Below are 2,697 nucleotides of genomic sequence, written 5' to 3'. Positions count from 1 at the left end.
CACCAGGCGGCCGAGGAGGTCAAGGCCTCGGCGAGCCGCATCGACCACCTGCTGAACGACCTCAAGGGCAACGTCACCCGCATCGCCACAGGCTCAGGGCTTGGCGGCCTGCCGCGCGGCGGCCTGCTTGATCGCCTCGCGGATGCGCGGGTAGGTGCCGCAGCGGCAGACGTTCTGGATCCGGTCGATGTCCGCGTCCGTCGGGTTCGGGGTGCGGCGCAGCAGGGCGACGGCGGTCATGATCTGGCCGGGCTGGCAGAAGCCGCACTGGGCGACGTCGCAGGCGAGCCAGGCCTCCTGGACGGGGTGGAGGACCTCGCCGTCGGCCAGGCCCTCGATGGTGGTGACGGTGTGGCCCTCGCAGTCCTTGACGGACCGGGTGCAGGGCTGGAACTCCTCGCCGTCCAGGTGGCTGGTGCAGGCGCGGCAGACGCCCACCCCGCAGCCGTACTTGGGGCCGGTGACGCCGAGCTTGTCGCGCAGGACCCAGAGCAGCGGCATGTCGTCCGGGGCCTCGACGCTGACGGGCCGCCCGTTGAGGACGAAGGTGTGGGTGGGCATGGGGAGTCGGTATTCCTCAGCAGGTGGTCGGATGGTGCCGGTGGTCAGAAGGCGATCGGGAAGGAGCGGGGGCTGGTGCCGGTCGCGCGGGCGTAGGCGTTGGCGACGGCGGCCGAGGCGGCCGGGACGCCCAGCTCGCCCGCGCCGCCGGGCGGTCCGCTCGGCGGCATCAGGTGGACCTCGACCACCGGCGGGGTGTGCCGCTGCCGGGCGTAGTGGAAGTCGCTGTAACTTCCTTCCCGGAAGGCCCCGTTGTCCAGGTGGTTGCCGGCCTGGAGGATCACCGAGATGCCGTCGACCAGCGCGCCGGTCAGTTGGGCCTCCAGGCCCTTGGGGTTGATCACCCGGCCGACGTCGGCGACGACGACGGCCTTGGTCACCCGGGGGTTGGCGCGGTCGGTGGCGTCCAGCTCGACCAGGTACCCGGCGCTGGCGCTGTGCTCGTCGTGGTAGCCGATGCCCTGGGCCTGGCCGGGAGGCATCGGGCGGCCCCAGTTGCCGCGCTTGGCGAGCTCGTCCAGCACCGCCCGCCCGGCGGCGCTGCGCATCCGGTCGCGGCGGAAGCCCAGCTCGTCCTGGCCCATCCGGCGGGCGAGTTCGTCCATCATGATCTCGTCGGTGACCCGGACGGTGCCCGAGTAGACCGAGCGCCAGCTTCCGGTGTTCAGCTCCAGCGGCACCTCGGCGAGCAGCTGGGTGGGCACTCCGACGTCGTACGGGATCTTCTCGGTGAGCAGGAAGAACAGTTCGGAGGCGGTGAGCCCGGCCAGCGGGAGGTTGTAGCCGGCGGCGGTGAGCATGTCGCCGAGGCCGTGCCCGAGGTCGGTCCGGACGCCGGCCACGTGGTGCTCCCAGCTGAACACCTGGCCGAGGCCGTAGGTGGCCCGGATGACGTGGTGGCTGGCCGGGCGCACCCGGCCGTGGCGCATGTCGTCGTTGCGCGTCCACATCAGCTTGACCGGGCGGCCGGCGGCCTTGGAGACCTGGGCGGCCTCCAGGGCGGCGTCGAAGAAGAGCCGGCGGCCGAACGAGCCGCCGCCGCGCACCACGTGGACGGTGACGGCGTTCTCCGGCAGGCCGAGTTCGGCGGCGATGGTGCCCTGGGCGAGGATCGGGCTCTGCGAGGCGAACCAGAGCTCGGCGCGGTTCGGCCGGACGTCGGCGACGGCGGTGAGCACCTCCATCGGGGCGTGGTTGACGAAGGCGAAGTCGAACTCCGCCTGCACCCGGTGGGAGAGCAGCGGCGGCGGGAGCGAGGGCAGGTGGGCGGCGCGCAGCCGGGACCGGACGTCGGCGTCGGACAGGCCCGCGACCGGGCCCGGGTTCCAGGTGGTGCGCAGCGCGTCGCGGGCCTTGAGCGCCTGGTCGAAGGTCTCGGCGAGGACGGCGACGCCGGTCGGGATCCGCACCACGCCGAGCACCCCGGGCATGGCGCGGGCGGCGGAGGCGTCCAGGGATTTGAGGGTGCCGTTGACGGTGGTCGGCCGGGCGACCACGGTGGGCACAGCGCCCGGGATCTGGAGGTCCCCGGCGTACGTGGCGCGGCCGGTGACGATGTCGCGGGCGTCGATCCGGCCGGTCGGCCGGCCCACCAGGCGCAGTTGGTCGGCGGTCTTGGGGACGGACGGGACGGCGGGTACGGCGACGGTGGCCGCCGCGGCGGCGAGGTCGCCGTAGCCGAGGCGGCGGCCGTCGGGGGCGAGGACGGCGGAGTCGGCGGTGCGCAGGGTGGTCGCCGGAACGTTCCAGCGCTTGGCGGCGGCGGTTACCAGCCGGGCGCGGGCGGCGGCGGCCGCGGCGCGCACCGGGTCGTACAGCGAGCGGATCGAGTTGGAGCCGCCGGTCAGCTGGTTGAAGAGCAGCTCGGGACGGGAGTCGCTGAGCGGGACGTCGACGTCGGAGAGGCGGGCGTCGAGCTCCTCGGCGACGATCATGGCGATCGAGGTGGTGAGGCCCTGGCCGACCTCCAGCCGGGGCAGGTGCAGCGCGGCCCGGCCGGCGGGGGTGACTTCGAGGACCAGCAGGTGCGCGGTCGGCAGACCGGCGATGATCATCGCGTCGCCGAGGTCGACGATGTCCGGGATGCCGGGCAGGCCGATCAGCTGATGGGGGAGGGCGGTCTCCCGGACCGGTAGG

The 2,697-nt window shown here is 73.7% G+C and carries 2 protein-coding genes; both read right to left on the bottom strand.

Going from position 1 to position 2,697, the window contains the following annotated elements:
• Positions 1–93 precede the first annotated feature (93 nt).
• Positions 94–561 carry a (2Fe-2S)-binding protein gene (locus ACIQOV_RS36300; RefSeq protein WP_359900229.1) on the bottom strand — a complete coding sequence of 156 codons (468 nt, stop codon included), beginning with the start codon at positions 559–561 and terminating at the stop codon, positions 94–96.
• A gap of 44 nt (positions 562–605) precedes the next feature.
• Positions 606–2,697, bottom strand: a 2,092-nt coding sequence (locus ACIQOV_RS36295) for a molybdopterin cofactor-binding domain-containing protein (protein ID WP_401055072.1), incomplete at its 5' end; no start/stop codon positions are given.

The sequence above is a fragment of the Kitasatospora sp. NPDC091257 genome, assembly GCF_044757675.1.
GTDB classification, from domain to species: Bacteria; Actinomycetota; Actinomycetes; order Streptomycetales; family Streptomycetaceae; genus Kitasatospora; species Kitasatospora lactacystinica.
Note: the sequence above shows the minus strand (reverse complement) of the source record. Positions and strands in the feature narration are given on the sequence as shown.